This is a genomic window from Paenibacillus sp. FSL H7-0942, assembly GCF_045040715.1.
Classification (GTDB): domain Bacteria; phylum Bacillota; class Bacilli; order Paenibacillales; family Paenibacillaceae; genus Paenibacillus; species Paenibacillus amylolyticus.
In genome coordinates, this window is record NZ_CP150279.1 from 1,650,991 (window position 1) to 1,669,012 (window position 18,022).

The window sequence follows — 18,022 nt, forward strand, 5'->3', positions numbered from 1 at the left end:
GTGATTACTGTTGGGTGAAGCCAGACAGATGTTGACGGATTACACCGTATATACGCTTTCCCGGAGACAACGAATGGTCTGTATGCTGATTAGCGGTCTGCTGTTTTTTGGCATCGGAATTCTGTTCTACCATCACTGGTTGGCTGGAGCGATCCTGGCTGCGGGTTGCATATGGGTACCAAAACATTGGACTAAAGTGCTGTTGGAACGAAAAAGAATGACACTCAGTTTACATTTTAAGCAAGCATTATATGCATTATCTTCGGCACTTGCCTCAGGAAAATCGGTGGAAAATGGATTCAAGGAATCCGTAGAGGATCTGCGGATGTTGAACCCGGAAGCGGATACCGATCTGATTCGTGAGTTCACGATATTGCGGACACGGATGGAGTATGGACAACCAATTGAAGAGGCACTACAGGATTTTTCGGATCGGGCGCAGATTGAAGATATTACGAACTTTGCAGATGTGTTCATTACGTGCAAACGGACTGGCGGGGATCTGGTTGAGGTTGTGCGTCGTACCTCTGCGGTGATTGGTGAGAAGCTGGATATTCAGCAGGATATTATGGTCGCGGTATCGCAGAAAAAGTTCGAATCAAAGGTGATGTTTGCCGCTCCATTTATTTTTCTGATATTCCTCAATCTGACCGCCAAGGACTTTATGGAGCCGTTATATAGCGGGATGGGGTACCTCATCTCTAGTGGAGCATTGGTAGTACTCGCCTGCTGTTATCTGTGGATTAATCGCATTATGGATATCAAAGTATAAGGAGCTGAAACGATGCTGCTTCCCGTTATAGTCGCAGGGATGCTCGGAGCGGGATGGCTGGTGCTGGATCGAACCCGGGGGCAGACCTACCGGCATCTGCGCAAGCTGGATATGGAAGGATTACGACTGAAAAAATTGCATGGTCCCTTCCTGTTTATATTGGACAAGTTCGAGATTGGACGCAGATTGCCAGTGCTCATGTTTCGAATGCAACATGCCATTCTGAAAATGTACGGCATACAGCACAGTGGAGAGAAAACGATGCTGTATTGCGCCGAGATGTTGACCTACACGTGGCTCATGCTGCTGGTGGGCTGCCTGTTATCACTCGTTGGAGATATGGGCATCGGAGGTATGGTGGGTGGGCTCGCGCTTGGTGCAGCGTTGCCTTTTGCGCTCTACAAAGACCTCAATACAAAGGTGCAGCGAAGAGACCAGGATATTCTTATGGAACTGCCTGAGCTACTGAACCGAATTGTACTGCTGGTTGGCGCAGGGGAAACCGTGCAACGTGCCATCGTTCACTGTGTGACAAGCCAGGGGGAACGGAATCATCCGTTGTACAACGAACTCAGAAAGACGGTGGGGGATTGGAATAATGGTTACTCTTTTCAACAATCATTTGAACAGTTCAGCCGTCGCTGCGGCGTACAGGAAGTGACGATTTTTACGACAACAGTGCTGCTGAATTTCCGACGTGGGGGAGGTGACTTTGTATTGGCGCTGCGGGATCTGTCACATGTGTTGTGGGAGAAACGCAAGGCTGTCAGTCGGGCGAAGGGAGAACAGGCTTCTTCCAAACTGGTGTTTCCAATGGTACTGATCTTTTTTACGATTGTGGTCATGATCGGGGCACCTGCTTTTATGATGATGAATATGTAGGAGGAATTGGGATGATGGAAGTGTTAAAAAACAAGGTAAGCGCATTTTGGAAAGAAGAGGACGGACTCGGCACGTTGGAACTGATTCTGATTATCGGGGTTATTATCATTATTGCTTTGATTTTTAAAAACCAAATTAAGACGTTGGTAGAGAGACTGTTAACTAATGTGAGTAATAAAAGTAATGAATTCTTCGAATAACAAGTTCAAAAAGGAAGAAGGGAGCTTCACCGTTGAAGCTTCCCTGATCTTCCCTGTTGTGCTGTTTATTCTTGTGTTATTGCTTTTTTTCACCATGTACATGTATCAAAAGACATTCTTGAATCAACATGCTTATGCAGCTTCGGAACGTGCAGCCTATAGCTGGGACAACAGCCACAAACAGGCGATGACGGGTGAATATGGTGTTGGAGAACATGACAATCTGTACTGGAGACTGACGGATGATCGTATGCTTGGAGCACTGTTTGGCTGGGCGGGAGCGGATAATCAGGTTAGCGTCTCTATACCTGGTGGTGAAGGTGGCAATCTCTCGGAACAGAAATTAGCACAAGCGGTGCAACATATGCCCTCAGCTATGAAAGGAACGATTGAGTATCAGAATTCTCTGATTCAGCGGAAAGTAACAACCAAGCTGGAACAAGTAATATCTTTGCCTCTTCCTTCTTTTTTGTTCGATTCAGGTAACCGTGTCCTCACTCAAGGATCGTCCGCAGTGGTTGAACCGGTTGAATTCATTCGAACGGTAGATTTAATCCGGTATTATGCAGCCAAGTTTAAAGGGAAAGGCGGTGCGGCGACCAGTACAGCGGCAGAAGCCGGACTGGTTGTGCAGCATTTTGGCAAAAGCAAAAAGTGAGAAAAGGAGGAGGGCGGAGCTGTTTAGAAAAAAAGACGGTGAGTCGGGGGCCGTAACCCTTTTTTTGATATTAATATTGGCTGGAGTCTATATGTTTGTAGCTATATTTATTGATTACGCTCGTATAGCGGCATTCAAAGTGCAGACCGAACGAATGACACATGCTGCAATGAGATCCGTCATGTCAGCCTATGACACATCACTCCGGGAGTATGGTTTATTCGGGTATGGGGACAGCAGTGGGGATGCAATTATGGCTAAAGTGTTGAATGATAGCGTAAAGCCTTCAGCTGTAAAAGATGGATTTCCCATTCTGGATATCCAGTGGGATACAACTTCGCTGAGCATGGAGCGTGAACTGGGCAGATACGATATATTTAATCGCCAGATTCAGGAGGATATGAAGTATCGGGCTCCGGTTGATTTTACCCTTGAAGTGATCAATCGGTTCAAACCGATATCAGACGAGATGAAGGAAGCCGCGCACACGGTAGACTTGCTGAAAAAATTACAGAAGTTATATGACAAACGTGAAGAATTACTGGATGAAGCCATTGCCAATCAGACAGAATCCGCGGAGAAACTGAAGAATCTTCCAAAGTTGATCATGGACCCGCCTTCACAGGCCATCTATGAAGAGATGCTGGAAGATACACCAGAGACAGCTGCCGAGGCAGCGGCACGTTATGCAGATTATCTGAACAAGAAACAGGCGGATGAGGGACTGCCATTCAGAGAGCAACAATACATATTGGAACTGGCTCGTTATCGGACTGGTGTTGGTAATGTGGTGACAGGCATCAGCATGATCATACAGCCCGCGTTACAGGCCCATCAAACAAAGCTGGAGGAAGCACAGTCCAAAATCGAAGAAGCGCGCAAAGTTAATGAGGAAATGAAACGTGTGATCGCGGAGGGGGAGAACCGTTCGCAGAATGCGAGCTATGACAACGTGGGCAACTCGAGTTTGCCTGGAACGAGTCCTGCATCTACTGGATCAGGCAGTGAAGCTAAAAGCACACGTTCTCTTGCTTCGGAGCTTGTGAGGGCAGATAGCCTATTTGATCAATTGAAGGCACGGGTTGTTTCCCAGAATTCGGACTTCTCTAACGTCAGAAGAGACAACATGGAATTGAATACACAGCTTCGCAGTGTCACGGCCATGAGCGGTGTTCCGATTAAACCGGCGGTCAGACAGGCAAGTCAGGTTACGGAACGATATATGGACACCTATGTACGTAGCGGTCCTGCCAATCTCATCCAACAGAGTAAACAGCAGCTGGAGAGTGGTCGTGGGTCGGATGCCCAGCGCAAAGCGAATGACAAAGAATCCAAAGGGAAATTGAAGGAAGTCAAACGAATCTTGTCGCAGATTCAGAATGGAAGTTCGGGGTCCATGGACGCTTTCAAACAGTTGGAGGAATATTACAACGCTAATATTTCTTTTAACGAGGCTAGTCGTGAGGAAGCCAAAAAGGCAGAGATTGCTGGAGATCCCTATGACTCTGGTGGCGATGCCATGAAGGGGATGGACAGTTTGTTTGGCGGAATGTCCGGTCTGATGGACAGTCTTGGCGACGAATTGTTTCAGAATGAATATGCTTTAGCCTATTTCAACTCCATGGATTTTGGCCAGTTATTTACCTGGACTGAAGGTAGTGGAGATGCTGGTGATGTTTTCAAACTGGAGAATCAGGAACTGGAGTATATCGTTTACGGGTTTCATAATCCTTCGGGTAACATCGCTGCGGCATATGCGGAGATATTTGGTATGCGGCTGGCTATTCGGACGGCAGAAGGGTTAATTGAGCACAGCAAGCTGGGGAATCCACTTCTGGTTTTATCGGCGGCAATCTTATATGGGATTACAAACGCCATCGCGGATATGGTGAAACTAGCAAAAGAGGGCAGTGTGGAATTGTCCAAGTATATCAAAGTCAAACTGACGTACAGGGACCATCTCCGATTGTTCCTATTGATGCATAGCAACAATGAACGCAAAATGTCCAGAATGCTGGCGCTAATTCGATTGAATACCGGTGTGAATCCAGATGAGAAACAGACGTATGCTTCGGGTAACATGCGTAGTAGCATCAAGTTGTGGTTTTTACCAGGGGTGGTTAGAAGCATAGGTGCAGTTATGGGTAGTGCGGACCAAGTTGAAGATGGACGATTTTTCATTGAGCGGAAGGCGGATTATTCCTATTGAATGATCAGGATCGTTTCGGTGGAGGGATTATGGATAAGCAGCAACATTATGAAAAAGAAAGCGCACAAAAGCAGATTCGTTTAACACGAATAATCAGATTGCAGCGTTTGAAGTCTCTCAAAAAGCAGATATGTTCTCCAAAAAAGGAACAGGGTAGCATGGTTCTGGAAGCTTCACTGGTGTTACCTGTCTTTCTATTCTTTATCATGTTTCTCATCTTCATAGTGCAGATGAGTCTAATCTCCACAGCGTTACAGAGCACGGCGGGTGAAGCGGTGAAGCAATTGTCAACGAAAATATATCCCGTTTCCCTTGCATTCACACCTTCTGATTCTGCCGGCGGAGAAGGTTCAGGAGGAGGTTGGAACATACCAGAGTTATCTCTGACGGAATGGGCAGAAGGTTATGCTTCTTCTCTACCCGAGCCATTAAGTGATTGGGTACGTTCAGCGGCGGCCAGTGGTGAACAGCCACTACAGGAGATCAAAACATCCGTCTTGGAAACCGTACTTGATCCCACGGTAAAACCGCTGCTTCAACCTTTTATCGAGCCAACGCTGCTGAATATGGAACGTGTTCATGTGAATGGTATTTCGATACCTGATCTCAAAAACAAAACAAATCCATATTTCCGACTTGAACTGAGTTATGAATTGCCTATAAAAGTCCCCTTTCTCAGTAAACCGCTACGGATTCAGGCTGCTGCGGCAGAACGGGTATGGATTGGAGATACCGGAGAAGGGTCAGATGGCAGCGCAGGAGACGGGGATACTGCGGGTTCAGCAACGGTACTGTCGAAGCCTGACCCGGCATACATAGGTAACAATGCAACGATCAAGGTGAAGGTAGAACCAGGGGCGACAGCCAACTTAACGATATTTTACAAGTCAGGTGAAAGTTCTGCGAAGCACATCGGCTGGGCCACCGCAGACGAGAATGGAATTATTGAATGGAACTGGTTTGTTGGTACTCGGACAACCGAAGGAACATGGAGTTTTGTTGTCGAGACAGGGGACGGTGCCAAGACGGAGACTACGTTTACCGTGGCCTCCAGAAAATAAGGAAGGGGATGATGGAGGTGGAGTGGTTTTACATTGCCTGTGGCATATACGTAATTGCAGCTTTTATTACGGATATTCGTTCAATGAAAATTCCAAATCGATTGACTTTACCCGTGACTGTTGCTGGCGTATTGGCCCATATCATATGGGGAGGTTGGGATGGTTTCTTGTTTTCAGCCGCTGGATTTGCAGCAGGTTTTGGCATTTTGTTTCTGATGTATGCGATTGGAGCCGTAGGGGCAGGAGATGTGAAATTGTTTGGTGGGATTGGCGCATGGACGGGACTTGCTTTTGGCATTCATGTCATTATTTACTCCGTTTTGTACGCGGGCGCTATTGGCTTAGTGATACTTCTATTCCGTAAAGATTCAGCGAAGCGAATTCGAGGCATGGCAGGCAATCTTGCCGGGTTCTTCATGCTTGGTTCCCTCAAGCTGTTTAACACAGAGAAGACATTGAAGTTTCCGTTTATGCTGGCCGTATTGCCCGGGTTTATCACGGTCTTTATCCCGGGACTGTTCCCTTAACTGAAGGAGTCGAAAAATTTGAGAATAACAATGGAAAGAGAGGATTGGCATGTATGGATTAACGAGAGATTTTATTCGTAACGGCGGAGCGTTCATGGTTTTGGAGAAAGCAGACGGGTTACGAATGGAGGAATTGAGCCGTGTACAGATGGGGATGTTGTCCTCCAATCAGATTCCGCGACTTCTTCCTGTTCATATTCGGGAAGTCGATCGAAATGTAACTTTGCAGTACGACATATCAGGGTACAAGATGTTATCTCAGATGTTAAAGTCAAGCAAAATCAAATTGCGTGTTCTGTATGGTTTGTTGTTCCAACTAGCCGATGCCTTCACGGAATGCCGACAGTATATGTTGGAGCCTCGTAAATTATTGATCCAGGAAGAGTCTTTGTTCATTAACGGTTCATTCGAACAGGGTGAACTTGGAATGGTATATGTGCCAATCATGGATACAGTTGAAGTTGATCCAACACCTCAGCAATTCCGTGAACTAGTGATCAGATTGATGGCACATGTACAGGAACTGCAGGGAGAAGGTATTCAGCGTGTTCTGCAGTTATGTGACAACGAACGCTGGGATATCAGACAGTTGCGCGAGCTTCTGCTGGAGTTATACGCTGACGAGCAAGAGAATGGAGGAGGCGCAGCATTTCTCTCGTCCAGAACTTTGGACACACCCAATGATCCAAGAGGTGATCTTCATTCGTCGATTTCTGAGCGAGATAGCAGGCTAGCCACTGGTACTTCTCGGCCATATCAACCCGGTCCTCCCGTTCAAAATGTTGGTGTAGGGCCGCAACTAAATTTCCGTCAGCCGCAGAAAACAAGTGAATTCGAGGTTGAAGACATTCCGGTGAGATCTCGAACCTTTCCAGGCAGGCGCTCACCTGAGCAAGTTCCATTAGAGAGTTCAAACGGTATGGATAAGAAAGGAAGTAACTCGTATGATTCGCTAGAGCGTGTTGATATGGAAGTGGAGGAAAAGCCTGGATCTTCCAAAGTAACTTATATCATATTGGGCTGTATGGTTGCCATGGCATTGGTATGGAGATTTATTTACATGGAGCAACCGGGACAGACGCAGATGATCCTGTGTATGGTACTCAGCCTTGGCTTGCTTGGTGTAGCAGGATGGACGTGGAAGCGTAAGGGAAGCCCTCATAATGCCTCAGAGAATAAGCGGTCTTTTTCATTCAATTTAGGTAAGAACAAAGGCAAGCAAACGGAAGAGGATGAGGAACAATTTCAGGAAAGTTGGCGCTGGAATGCAGCTGAAAGGCCAGTGGAACGCATAAACCAAACGGTTGTATCCGCCTCAGAAGGTGGTAGCGAGTATTCCCGTTTTCAAAATTTGCATATGACACCTGAACACTCTGATCCACCGTTCGTTCAGCGCCATGTGGAAACGGTAGCTTCAACTTCAGAGCTAATTCGACAGGATGCAGTTGCGGAGGCAACCGTGAATTTGCAGAATCTGAGTGGAGGTAATGTTACAGGGGCAGGCCCGGTGATGGCGTCTTATTATCTTGAACGAAGATCTGGAAGCAGTGACCAACATGAACGGATGGATGTGCATGGAGCATCTTTTGTCATCGGAAGATCAGCAGACATGGTTCAGTGGGTGGACACAGCGACCGGCGTGTCCCGTGCTCATGTGGAATTGAGCCGGAACAAATCGGGCTATGTGATTAAGGATCTGGGTTCCGTCAATGGCACCATTCTTCAGGGCAATATTCTTGCTCCGTATAAGGAGTATCCATTGGCGGATGGAGACACATTTACACTTGCGGAGTCAGTCTACACTTATCGGTCGGTTGGATAAGACATAGTTCAATCAGTCAGATAAGCCGCGGTGCTTCAGATCTTCCAGTGCCTGGGTTAAGGTTGGGAAGGTGAACTGGAATCCGTGGTCGAGAGCTTTTTGCGGAATGACTCTCTGCCCTTGAAGCACAACAACGGATAGTTCTCCAACCAAGGTTTTAATCAGGAAGCTGGGTACGGGGAACCAGTGAGGGCGATGATACACTTTACCGACCGTACGACCGAATTCATCATTGGTAACAGGATTTGGTGAGGAAGCATTGACCGGACCTGACACTTGTTTATTTTGAATGCTAAAATCAATGAGTCTTACGATATCCATAATGTGAATCCAGCTGGTCCATTGCTTGCCACTGCCGATCTTGCCACCAACACCCAGCATATAAGGAAGTTTCATCAATGGAAAAGCACCTCTTTTATGTCCAAGCACCAGACTCACCCGGATTTTAACGAGTCTTACATTTTTGATTGCATCTGCAGCAACTTCCCATTGTTCCGAGACCCGGGAGGGGAAATTCATTGATTTTTGCGGACTGCTCTCGTCAAAGGTTTCGGTAGGAGAGGTTCCATAGATGGCCATGGCAGAAGCCTGAACGACCACTTCCGGCTTTTGTTCCAGGGATTCTACCAATCGGGCTACCCGCGCTACAGTCGTGACTCTGGATTCAACAATCTCCAGCTTCGCTTTGGTTGTCCAACGTTGATTCAGCGTTTCTCCGGCAAGGTTAACGAGAGCGTCCATACCTTCCAGCAAGTGAGGTTGTTCTTCGACTTGTTCCCACGATATATATGTAAGATTTTTACTTGGATTATGCAAGTCAGGCAGTTTTCGTGTAATAACTTTCACATGGTGCCCGGCTTGCAGCCAGTAATCTACAAGTGCTCCTCCTACAAATCCGGTACCTCCACAAATGGCAATTTTCATATCAAACATCCTCTCTGTATTTTCACTGCGCTGATACATACCGTTGGATCGACAAACAGCCCCGTACGGTAAGCAATGCCTGTTGGGAACAACTTACCTGACGGAGCATATCTGTATCTAATTAACCAAATCTATATGCCACTTAACTCATCTTTTATTTTATTTAATCAAATGTTGATAAGGGGAATAATCGATTTTGTTTTTCTCCAAAAATTTTACCAAAAACTTATTATCCCGCTTCGGTGTGGCAATAATGTATCCTTTGATGCAATGATCTCTCGATACTTCCGTGGCATTGTCTTCAACTGCAATCTTACCGATTTCTGCAGCAATGGAATGTTTGGCGATGTCACGAAATGGCCCGGGCACAGGCTCCACTAGTTGATCCAAAAAAGCTTTGGCTTCATCTGTCCATAAGTGACGGCTGGCTTCAACCCAATAATTCTGCCAATCCAGTTTGGACTTTCCGTCTGCTTTTGGGAGCACTTTCAAAAACTTGCGCATCATGAAAAATCCACCGATACACATGCTGCCTAGCAATAAAAAAGTCCAGAATGCGATCGTATTCATAAACCAATTGCTGGGGGAATAGCTGTTCAGTATTATCGCGTAGGAGTCGAAAATCATTGCGGAGTCACCTCGGTTCATTGATTTTCACGGAAAGACGGATTCCGCCTACCCATGTTCCACATATTAGCTGTCAAAAATAGCCTCTATCCCGAATTATAGCGCATTTCTAGATTTATTTCGATAATCGCGTTAGAATAAGGGATAATTCAGAATAAGGGGGATCAATAATGCTGAAAATCGGCTCCCACGTGTCCTTTTCGGACAAGGGATTATTGAGTGCAACGAAGGAAGCGTCCTCGTACGGTTCCAGTTCGTTTATGATATATACGGGTGCACCACAGAATACACGTCGCAAGCCAATTGAGTCCATGTATATTGAAGAAGGCAAGGTTGCCATGCAAGAGGGTGGAATGGAAGATATCGTTGTCCATGCACCGTACATTGTTAATCTTGGCTCATACAAAGATAATACGTTTAGACTGGCTGTAGATTTCCTTCAGGAAGAGATTCGTCGGACATATGCTATTGGTGTGAAGAACATCGTATTACATCCCGGCGCATTTACAGACAAAGATGCCCACTATGGGATCGGACGGATCGCAGAAGGATTGAATGAAGTGCTGGAGGGTGTGAAAGACACGGATGTGAACATCGCTCTGGAGACCATGGCTGGCAAAGGTACGGAGATGGGTCGCAGTTTCGAAGAGATCGCTCAGATTATCGAGAAAGTAACATATAACGAGCGCCTGACTGTGTGTATGGATACATGTCACATTCATGATGCCGGATATGATATCGTTAATGATTTTGACGGTGTACTGGAACAATTCGATCGTACGGTAGGACTTGACCGCATTGCCGTAATGCATATTAATGATAGTAAGAATGCTGTGGGTGCGCATAAGGACCGTCATACACCAATTGGCTCTGGCTGGATCGGGTTTGAAGCGATTAACCACATCGTCAACCATGAGAAGCTTCAAGGACGTCCATTTATTCTGGAGACACCTTGGATTGGTAAAGAGGCCAAGACACAGCGTCCAATGTATGAGGTGGAGATTGCGCTGCTTCGTGGGGATGTTGCCGGTCGATTCGGCCAGGATTTCCTGACAGAAGTAGAACAGTTGCAACACTTTTTCAAAGGTAAAGAGATTGAGTCTCGTTCGTATATTCTGGATGTGTGGACGTTGCTCAAAAATGATGCCAAAGCCAAAAAGGCAGATCCGCGCGAACCGCTGGAACGCCTCTATGACATGGTGACTGAAGCTGCTTTGTTCCCGCATTTGAATGAAGAACAACTGAATCATCGCTTGATTGCATGGCTTGCGGGTTAATCCCGCAGGTCATGGCTTAATTGAAGGAGGAAGAATAACCCGATGGAGATCCACGCTAAACAAGTACGCCCTGATTCTAAAAACCGCGCCGATCGTGCGCGCATGCTTATTTCCTGTCCTGATGGTCCAGGAATTGTAGCTGCCGTATCTCATTTCCTGCACCAGCATGGTGCAAACATTGTTCAGTCGGACCAGTATACAATGGACCCTGCTGGCGGCATGTTCTTTATGCGAATTGAGTTTGATCTTCCGCAGTTGTTAATCAACCTGCCGAAACTGGAAGCTGATTTTGAAGAAGTGGCAAGCCGTTTCCAAATGGAATGGACGTTATCTGCGGTTAGCCGCAAGAAGAAACTGGCTATCTTTGTATCCAAAGAAGATCACTGTCTGGTTGAATTGTTGTGGCAATGGCAGGCAGGCGACCTGGATGCAGATATTGCGCTTGTGGTCAGCAACCATCTGGACATGAAGGACTATGTAGAATCATTTGGCATTCCATATCATCATATCCCAGTTACAGCAGATACGAAAAAAGAAGCGGAACAGCGCCAACTGGACGTCATCGGCAACGATGTGGATGTGATCATTTTGGCTCGTTACATGCAAATCATCTCTCCCATGTTCATTGAGCACTACCGTAATCGAATCATTAATATTCACCATTCGTTCCTGCCAGCCTTTGTGGGCGGTAAACCGTATGCGCAAGCGTACAACCGTGGTGTCAAAATTATCGGTGCGACAGCGCACTATGTTACGGAAGAACTGGATGGCGGCCCGATTATTGAACAGGATGTGCAGCGTGTAAGCCACGGGGACGATGTAACCGAGCTGAAGCGTATTGGACGTACCATTGAGCGTGTTGTGCTCGCACGTGCCGTGAAATGGCATGTCGAAGACCGTGTTCTTGTTCACGAAAATAAAACCGTTGTATTTTAAGCTCACGCTTTAATACTGTGCAAGGTTGATTCGGAACCACGTAATAGACTAATAATAAAGCGACCCCAATTCGTTTACGAAACGGGAGTCGCTTTTTTTGTTGTGTTGATATACTTTCCGCACAAGCCAAGCATAATACCAAACAGCAGATGTCCTACAATCCAGTAGAGGATGGCGGACACATCGTACAGGTCTGGCACACGTGATGACAATTGAGAGAGTGGGATATAGAGCAAGGACGAGACTGCACCAAGTAAAATCCCTTTGATCATAGGGCGGCCTGAATGCCTTACCCACCACAGATAGAAGATACCGATGACAACGGACACGATGAGATGCAAAGCAAATTCAATGAATTCGGGTAAGGTTGGCGGAAGAACAGGCACAAAATCAATATTCAGCAGCAGAGTATATACTTGTTCACCAGTGTTGGCCTGAATCATTTTCAGGAAAAATCCCAGAACAACTCCCGAGAGAATTCCCGTTAAAATACCGGATATCCAGGGTAATGAGTGTTTTGCCGATGTTGATGGGTGAGCAGCAGGATCTGGCATGATCGAGACCTCCTATGATTGACGCGTGTACATATGAAAAAAGTAAACCACAGCCCGAATTTTGTAATCCATATTAAGGAACATTATATGTGAATTGAGGATGAATATCTAAAAAATGCATGGTTTTCAGGTTAAAGGTTATACTTCATGCGATGGATTTGCGAGGCTCCTTAAGTCTGTTTTTGGAATTTAGTACCTTGTACAGTACGATTTTTGCTTGATAGGACAAGGATTATTCATCACAAACCACCAATTTTTCACGAACTTCTAAAAGAAGGTTATGGAAAAGCTTCACGCCAAGTGATACAATACAAAAGTGAATAAGTCAAAATGAAACACTCAAGCGGATTCACTTATTGTGAAATTCGGTTTGCTTGTATGATGAGAGGGATTCGCTTGCGCACCCGACTTATCTAAAGACATGAGGAGGACAAACCATGACTGACAAGAACGAAGCGATTCAAAAGGACGAGAACACTACAATCGACAACCTGTCGATTACTACCGTACGTACTTTGGCGATTGATGCAATTGAGAAGGCAAATTCCGGACACCCGGGTATGCCTATGGGCTCCGCTCCAATGGGGTACCAACTTTTTGCAAAAACGATGACTCATAACCCGGACCACCCAACTTGGGTTAACCGGGACCGTTTTGTCCTGTCTGCAGGACATGGCTCCATGTTGCTGTACAGCTTGCTGCACCTGAGCGGATATGATCTTCCAATGGAAGAACTGAAACAGTTCCGTCAATGGGGAAGCAAAACTCCGGGTCACCCGGAATTCGGACATACTGCAGGTGTTGATGCAACAACCGGCCCACTGGGTCAAGGTATTGCAATGGCTGTAGGTATGGCGATGGCTGAAGCTCAACTGGGCGCAACATACAATAAAGACAAATTCAACGTTGTTGACCACTACACTTACGCAATCTGTGGTGATGGCGACTTGATGGAAGGCGTATCTCATGAATCAGCTTCCCTGGCTGGACGTTTACACCTGGGCAAATTGATCATGTTGTTCGACTCCAATGACATCACGTTGGATGGTAAACTGGATCTGTCTTCTTCTGAAAGCATCGCGAAGCGTTTTGAAGCTTATGGCTGGCAAGTGCTGCGCGTTGAAGATGGTAACGATCTGCCTGCAATCGAAAAAGCAATTCAGGAAGGTCAAGCAGATACACTGCGTCCTACACTGATTGAAGTTAAAACGGTTATCGGTTATGGTAGCCCGAATAAACAAGGTAAAGGCGGCCACGGCGGTACTCACGGATCTCCACTGGGTGCAGACGAAGCCAAATTGACTAAAGAGTATTACAAATGGGTTTACGAAGAAAACTTCCACGTACCAGCTGAAGTTCGCGATCACTTTGCACAAGTGAAAGATCGTGGTATCTCTGCTAACAAAGCTTGGGATGAGAAATTTGCCGAGTATAAAAAAGCATTCCCTGAGCTGGCAGCTCAATTCGAAACAGCGATTAACGGCGACCTTCCAGAAGGTTGGGACCGTGATCTTCCTAAATATGCAGCAACAGACAAAGCTCTTTCCACTCGTGTAGCATCCGGTAACGCTCTGAACGGTCTGGCGCACAACGTGCCACAACTGACAGGTGGATCTGCTGACTTGGAAAGCTCCACAATGACTCACTTGAACAACCTGGAGAACTTCACACCTGAAGATTACTCCGGCCGTAACATCTACTTCGGTATCCGTGAATTCGGTATGGCTGGAGCAATGAACGGTATGGCACTGCACAGCGGTGTGAAAGTATTCGGAGGTACGTTCTTCGTATTTACCGATTACCTGCGTCCAGCTGTTCGTCTGGCTGCCCTGATGGGATTGCCTGTAACGTATGTTCTGACTCACGACAGTATCGCTGTTGGTGAAGACGGTCCTACGCACGAACCGATCGAGCAATTGGCATCCCTGCGTATCATTCCTAACCTGACGGTTATTCGTCCGGCTGATGGTAATGAAACTTCGGCTGCTTGGGCTTACGCGCTTGAGAACAAGAGCAACCCGGTTGCACTCGTACTCACTCGTCAAAACCTACCGATTCTGGAAGGAACAGTAGAAGGCTCCCGTGAGAACGTGAAACGTGGTGCTTATGTTGTCTCTGATGCAAAAGATGGCAAAGCGGTAGCACAAATTATCGCTACAGGTTCTGAAGTGCAATTGGCTGTTAAAGCTCAAGCAGCACTTGCAGAACAAGGCATCCAAGTTCGCGTAATCAGCATGCCAAGCTGGGATCTGTTCGAGAAACAAGATAAAGCTTATAAAGAGTCCGTTCTTCTTCCGGATGTTAAAGCTCGTCTTGCAATCGAAATGGCTTATCCTATGGGCTGGGAGAAATATGTTGGCGATCAAGGTGACATTCTCGGAATCAGCACATTTGGTGCTTCCGCGCCTGGCGACCGTGTTATCCAAGAATACGGCTTTACAGTGGATAACGTGGTTAGCCGCGTAAAAGCATTGCTGTAATAGAGGTTGTTCAAAAAGTCTGCTTTTGATTACGAAGGATGCCTCACGGCATCATCAGCGTCGAATATGGGATTCAGCCGAATAAGAATATGCTTACGGAGTATGTTTCCTTCGGAAACATTGTAGTTGCTCACGTAGTTTTCTCCTACGCTCCGCTACTCCATTTCTAGCTTCATCCCATCTTCTTGGTACTAAAAACCTGACTTTTTGAACACGCAATTAGCTTCATAAGCGCTGTTATGGTTGGGAGAGCATCATGCTGTCCTGATCCATGGCAGTAAGTTATTTCCGCAGAGATGGGCGGTGACTCATGATCGCCCTGATCTGTTTTGCCTTTTGTTTTCATTAACTTCAGGGGAGCGGGTACGCATGTCACAATTCGATCAAGTCAGTGTAGTGAAAGAGGCCAACATTTATTATGATGGTCAGGTAACCAGCAGAACGGTTATTTTGGGGGATGGCAGCAAAGTGACTCTGGGCATCATGCTTCCAGGCAGTTATGAGTTCGGTACGGATTCCCGTGAAATTATGGAGATTCTGTCTGGAGATCTGAAAGTATTGCTTCCCGGAGAAGAAGAGTGGCAAGAGATTCAAGGTCAAGCTACGTTCCACGTGCCTGCCGAATCCAAATTTAAACTGGAGATACGCAGCGTTACTGACTACGTCTGCTCGTACCCGGCGGAATAACATAAGAAGGGTAAGCAGAACCGCAACCCGCGGATTCGGTTTACCCTTTTTGCTTCTTGAATTCTAACGACAAAGTTCGAGCTGCAAGCTTGTCAGCCCCGTGGATTTGAAGTATCCTTAAGGCAAGTTGTTTAGAATGGAATACGGACATAATATAAGAGGTTGTTCAAAAAGTCCGCTTTTGATTACAAAGTTTGAACACGCACTATAATCGAAATCAGGAGGTTTTTGAGATCATGGCAAAAAAAGTGACATTTGACTATAGCACGGCATTGCAATTTGTAAATCAGCACGAAGTGGATTATTTCGCAGAACCGATTCGTCTGGCTCATGAGCAGCTTCACAACGGAACAGGAACAGGCTCCGATTATCTGGGCTGGATTGACCTGCCAACGGCTTATGACAAAGAAGAGTTCGCTCGCATTCAAAAAGCGGCTGCCAAAATCCAAAGCGACTCCGAAGTACTGATCGTTATCGGTATCGGTGGATCATACCTGGGTGCACGTGCAGCGATTGAAATGCTGACTCACTCTTTCTATAACAATCTGCCAAAAGACAAACGCAAAACGCCTGAAATCTACTTTGCAGGAAACAATATCAGTTCCACATATGTAACTCATTTGCTGGATCTGGTTGAAGGCAAAGATTTCTCCGTCAACGTTATCTCCAAATCCGGTACAACAACAGAGCCGGCAATTGCTTTCCGTATCTTCCGTGCAGCACTGGAAGAGAAATATGGTAAAGAAGAAGCTCGGAAACGCATCTATGCTACAACAGACAAAGCACGTGGTGCATTGAAAGAACTGGCAAATGCAGAAGGATACGAATCTTTCATTATCCCGGATGATGTAGGTGGACGTTACTCCGTTCTGACAGCTGTAGGTTTGCTGCCAATCGCAGCAGCGGGTATCAGCATCGAAGAAATGATGCAAGGTGCGGCTGACGCATCCAAAGAATACAGCAACCCGAACGTAGCTGAGAATGAAGCATATCAATATGCTGCTGTTCGTAACGCATTGTATCGCAAAGGCAAGGGCACTGAGATCCTTGTAAACTATGAGCCATCCCTGCACTTCGTGTCCGAGTGGTGGAAACAACTGTTTGGAGAGAGTGAAGGTAAAGATTACAAAGGGATCTATCCTGCATCCGTTGATTTCTCTACAGACTTGCACTCCATGGGTCAATTCATCCAGGAAGGTAGCCGGAATATCTTCGAAACTGTTATCCAGGTTACTGAAGTTGCTGAGCATATCTCAATCAAATCCGATCCGGACGATCTGGATGGTTTGAACTTCCTTGAAGGCAAAACTATGGACTTTGTTAACAAAAAAGCGTTCCAAGGAACACTGCTTGCACATACGGATGGTCAAGTACCAAACCTGATTGTGAACATTCCAGATATGACTCCATATTCTTTCGGATATCTGGTATACTTCTTTGAAAAAGCATGCGGTATCAGTGGCTACCTGCTGGGCGTCAATCCATTTGACCAACCAGGCGTGGAAGCTTACAAGAAAAATATGTTCGCATTGCTGGGCAAACCAGGCTTTGAAGAAGAGAAAGCAGCGCTCGAAGCGAGACTTTCCGAATAATTCATCGGTCTGCTCATATAGTTGAATAAGGTAATGTAATTCTAACCGGTAATCACTGTTTGTGTAAGATGCAGGGTTCCCGGATGTAGATAACCAGGGCAGTTCGTCCGCGTTCGCGCGGTGAACTGCTTTCTTGTAAAATGGACTCAGGAAAAGATCAGAAAGTTGGATTTAGGATGATTGAACGTTATCGCACGGTTCGAGGACCGGGCAATCTGGAAATTGTAATCAAGAAGTCGCGATTTATCGGTCATATTATGCCGGTCACGACAGAAGAAGAGGCTGTTGCCTTCATCGATGAGATCAAGAAAAAACATTGGAATGCAACTCATAACTGCTCTGCATACATGATTGGGGAGCGGGACGAGATCCAGAAGCAATCCGATGACGGTGAACCCAGCGGAACAGCAGGGAAACCCATTCTTGAAGTGATCAAAAATCAGAAATTAAAAAATGTGGCAATTGTGGTTACGCGATACTTCGGGGGAATTATGCTTGGAGCTGGCGGGTTAATTCGTGCTTATACGGATGGAGCTGTAGCAGCCATTGAAGCCGGAGAAGCCATTACCAACGTGCTACATCGTGAAGTGTTTGTTGAACTGGATTATACGTGGCTGGGTAAAGTGGAAAATGAGTTAAGAAGCCGGGAAGTCCGTACAGGTGAAACTGGATTCACCGATAAGGTTACGTTGACTTGTCTTCCGCCGGATAGTGAAACCGAGGCTTTTATAGCCTGGATCACGGATTTGACGCAAGGGCAATCCCGGATCACGGAGGGACAGCGGCTTTATTTTATTGAAGGGGAATAAAATAT

Annotated in this window: 17 protein-coding genes; 14 read left to right on the forward strand and 3 right to left on the reverse strand. The window is 46.3% G+C overall.

Annotation, left to right across the window (positions count from 1 at the left end; genetic code table 11):
• Window positions 1-28: 28 nt before the first annotated feature.
• Genes MHI48_RS07325 through MHI48_RS07360 form a run of 8 tightly spaced genes read left to right on the forward strand, consistent with a single transcriptional unit; the run spans window position 29 to window position 8,131 of the window.
• The gene (locus MHI48_RS07325) at window positions 29-772 is read left to right on the forward strand and encodes a type II secretion system F family protein (protein WP_051449637.1); all 744 of its coding nucleotides are present in this window, start codon (window positions 29-31) and stop codon (window positions 770-772) included.
• Window positions 773-784: 12 nt separating this feature from the next.
• Window positions 785-1,654: a type II secretion system F family protein gene (locus MHI48_RS07330; protein WP_051449624.1), complete on the forward strand. Its 870-nt coding sequence runs from the start codon at window positions 785-787 to the stop codon at window positions 1,652-1,654.
• Between the two features lie 11 nt (window positions 1,655-1,665).
• The gene (locus MHI48_RS07335) at window positions 1,666-1,854 is read left to right on the forward strand and encodes a Flp1 family type IVb pilin (RefSeq protein WP_036669085.1); all 189 of its coding nucleotides are present in this window, start codon (window positions 1,666-1,668) and stop codon (window positions 1,852-1,854) included.
• The gene (locus MHI48_RS07340) at window positions 1,838-2,512 is read left to right on the forward strand and encodes a TadE/TadG family type IV pilus assembly protein (protein ID WP_036669088.1); all 675 of its coding nucleotides are present in this window, start codon (window positions 1,838-1,840) and stop codon (window positions 2,510-2,512) included. Before MHI48_RS07335 ends, MHI48_RS07340 begins: the two co-directional genes overlap by 17 nt.
• Window positions 2,493-4,721 carry a hypothetical protein gene (locus MHI48_RS07345; RefSeq protein WP_405143587.1) on the forward strand — a complete coding sequence of 743 codons (2,229 nt, stop codon included), beginning with the start codon at window positions 2,493-2,495 and terminating at the stop codon, window positions 4,719-4,721. Before MHI48_RS07340 ends, MHI48_RS07345 begins: the two co-directional genes overlap by 20 nt.
• Before the next feature lie 29 nt (window positions 4,722-4,750).
• Window positions 4,751-5,782 carry a pilus assembly protein gene (locus MHI48_RS07350; RefSeq protein WP_405144611.1) on the forward strand — a complete coding sequence of 344 codons (1,032 nt, stop codon included), beginning with the start codon at window positions 4,751-4,753 and terminating at the stop codon, window positions 5,780-5,782.
• 11 nt (window positions 5,783-5,793) lie between these two features.
• Window positions 5,794-6,309, forward strand: coding sequence for a prepilin peptidase (locus tag MHI48_RS07355; protein WP_100529928.1), 516 nt, complete (start codon window positions 5,794-5,796; stop codon window positions 6,307-6,309).
• Between the two features lie 49 nt (window positions 6,310-6,358).
• Window positions 6,359-8,131 (forward strand): DUF6382 domain-containing protein, encoded by a 1,773-nt coding sequence (locus MHI48_RS07360; RefSeq protein ID WP_405143589.1) that lies wholly within the window; start codon window positions 6,359-6,361, stop codon window positions 8,129-8,131.
• 12 nt (window positions 8,132-8,143) lie between these two features.
• Here the strand turns inward: MHI48_RS07360 and MHI48_RS07365 are convergent, their stop codons facing one another.
• Window positions 8,144-9,055: a TIGR01777 family oxidoreductase gene (locus MHI48_RS07365; protein WP_047842038.1), complete on the reverse strand. Its 912-nt coding sequence runs from the start codon at window positions 9,053-9,055 to the stop codon at window positions 8,144-8,146.
• Between the two features lie 159 nt (window positions 9,056-9,214).
• Complete coding sequence (locus MHI48_RS07370; protein WP_036610792.1) at window positions 9,215-9,682, reverse strand: DUF2621 domain-containing protein; 468 nt, start codon at window positions 9,680-9,682, stop codon at window positions 9,215-9,217.
• A gap of 170 nt (window positions 9,683-9,852) precedes the next feature.
• Between MHI48_RS07370 and MHI48_RS07375 the strand changes: the two genes are divergently transcribed.
• Both MHI48_RS07375 and purU read left to right on the forward strand, forming a co-directional pair.
• The gene (locus tag MHI48_RS07375) at window positions 9,853-10,959 is read left to right on the forward strand and encodes a deoxyribonuclease IV (RefSeq protein ID WP_340032193.1); all 1,107 of its coding nucleotides are present in this window, start codon (window positions 9,853-9,855) and stop codon (window positions 10,957-10,959) included.
• Between the two features lie 42 nt (window positions 10,960-11,001).
• A complete protein-coding gene (purU, locus tag MHI48_RS07380) occupies window positions 11,002-11,895 on the forward strand; it encodes a formyltetrahydrofolate deformylase (protein ID WP_339189074.1) in 894 nt (297 codons plus the stop codon).
• Window positions 11,896-11,969: 74 nt separating this feature from the next.
• Here purU and MHI48_RS07385 read toward each other — a convergent pair whose 3' ends face one another.
• A complete protein-coding gene (locus MHI48_RS07385; protein ID WP_405143592.1) occupies window positions 11,970-12,449 on the reverse strand; it encodes a hypothetical protein in 480 nt (159 codons plus the stop codon).
• Window positions 12,450-12,886: 437 nt separating this feature from the next.
• Here MHI48_RS07385 and tkt point away from each other — a divergent pair, with 437 nt between their 5' ends.
• From tkt to MHI48_RS07405, 4 genes are all read left to right on the forward strand, one after another.
• Window positions 12,887-14,929: a transketolase gene (gene tkt / locus MHI48_RS07390; protein WP_036610788.1), complete on the forward strand. Its 2,043-nt coding sequence runs from the start codon at window positions 12,887-12,889 to the stop codon at window positions 14,927-14,929.
• Window positions 14,930-15,298: 369 nt separating this feature from the next.
• The gene (locus MHI48_RS07395) at window positions 15,299-15,616 is read left to right on the forward strand and encodes a pyrimidine/purine nucleoside phosphorylase (protein ID WP_017689983.1); all 318 of its coding nucleotides are present in this window, start codon (window positions 15,299-15,301) and stop codon (window positions 15,614-15,616) included.
• Window positions 15,617-15,852: 236 nt separating this feature from the next.
• The gene (locus MHI48_RS07400; RefSeq protein ID WP_017689982.1) at window positions 15,853-17,208 is read left to right on the forward strand and encodes a glucose-6-phosphate isomerase; all 1,356 of its coding nucleotides are present in this window, start codon (window positions 15,853-15,855) and stop codon (window positions 17,206-17,208) included.
• A 176-nt stretch (window positions 17,209-17,384) separates the two neighbouring features.
• On the forward strand, window positions 17,385-18,017 hold the full coding sequence (locus MHI48_RS07405) for a YigZ family protein (protein WP_036669098.1): 633 nt from the start codon (window positions 17,385-17,387) through the stop codon (window positions 18,015-18,017).
• Window positions 18,018-18,022: the final 5 nt, after the last annotated feature.

Coding starts and splice junctions, on each gene's coding strand:
- tkt (WP_036610788.1), top strand. CDS start 12,887: ATGACTGACAAGAACGAAGCGATTCAAAAGGACGAGAACACTACAATC.
- MHI48_RS07395 (WP_017689983.1), top strand. CDS start 15,299: ATGTCACAATTCGATCAAGTCAGTGTAGTGAAAGAGGCCAACATTTAT.
- MHI48_RS07355 (WP_100529928.1), top strand. CDS start 5,794: ATGGAGGTGGAGTGGTTTTACATTGCCTGTGGCATATACGTAATTGCA.
- MHI48_RS07325 (WP_051449637.1), top strand. CDS start 29: ATGTTGACGGATTACACCGTATATACGCTTTCCCGGAGACAACGAATG.
- MHI48_RS07365 (WP_047842038.1), bottom strand. CDS start 9,055: ATGAAAATTGCCATTTGTGGAGGTACCGGATTTGTAGGAGGAGCACTT.
- MHI48_RS07370 (WP_036610792.1), bottom strand. CDS start 9,682: ATGATTTTCGACTCCTACGCGATAATACTGAACAGCTATTCCCCCAGC.
- MHI48_RS07360 (WP_405143589.1), top strand. CDS start 6,359: ATGTATGGATTAACGAGAGATTTTATTCGTAACGGCGGAGCGTTCATG.
- MHI48_RS07405 (WP_036669098.1), top strand. CDS start 17,385: ATGATTGAACGTTATCGCACGGTTCGAGGACCGGGCAATCTGGAAATT.
- MHI48_RS07335 (WP_036669085.1), top strand. CDS start 1,666: ATGATGGAAGTGTTAAAAAACAAGGTAAGCGCATTTTGGAAAGAAGAG.
- MHI48_RS07330 (WP_051449624.1), top strand. CDS start 785: ATGCTGCTTCCCGTTATAGTCGCAGGGATGCTCGGAGCGGGATGGCTG.
- purU (WP_339189074.1), top strand. CDS start 11,002: ATGGAGATCCACGCTAAACAAGTACGCCCTGATTCTAAAAACCGCGCC.
- MHI48_RS07350 (WP_405144611.1), top strand. CDS start 4,751: ATGGATAAGCAGCAACATTATGAAAAAGAAAGCGCACAAAAGCAGATT.
- MHI48_RS07340 (WP_036669088.1), top strand. CDS start 1,838: ATGAATTCTTCGAATAACAAGTTCAAAAAGGAAGAAGGGAGCTTCACC.
- MHI48_RS07385 (WP_405143592.1), bottom strand. CDS start 12,449: ATGCCAGATCCTGCTGCTCACCCATCAACATCGGCAAAACACTCATTA.
- MHI48_RS07400 (WP_017689982.1), top strand. CDS start 15,853: ATGGCAAAAAAAGTGACATTTGACTATAGCACGGCATTGCAATTTGTA.
- MHI48_RS07375 (WP_340032193.1), top strand. CDS start 9,853: ATGCTGAAAATCGGCTCCCACGTGTCCTTTTCGGACAAGGGATTATTG.